Raw genomic sequence first — 229 nt, forward strand, 5'->3', positions numbered from 1 at the left:
GTCGCGCATGCTGCTCGAGCGCGAGCCGGGCCTGAAAATGTCGGTGTCGGCGACGACGCGTCCGAAGCGGCCGGGCGAAGTCGAAGCCCGTGACTATTTCTTTGTCGACAAAAAGAAGTTCGAGACCATGGTCGAGCAGGGTGAGCTGCTCGAATGGGCGACGGTGTTCGACAATCTCTACGGCACGCCGCGTGCGCCGGTCGAGGCGGCGCTATCGGTGGGACAGGAC

The 229-nt window shown here is 63.8% G+C and carries 1 protein-coding gene; it reads left to right on the forward strand.

What is annotated here, in order from left to right:
• Positions 1–229: nucleoside/nucleotide kinase family protein (locus BT993_RS07125; RefSeq protein ID WP_482984222.1), on the forward strand; the 229-nt coding region annotated here is incomplete at both ends.

Source organism: Streptobacillus ratti (genome assembly GCF_001891165.1).
Lineage (GTDB): Bacteria > Fusobacteriota > Fusobacteriia > Fusobacteriales > Leptotrichiaceae > Streptobacillus > Streptobacillus ratti.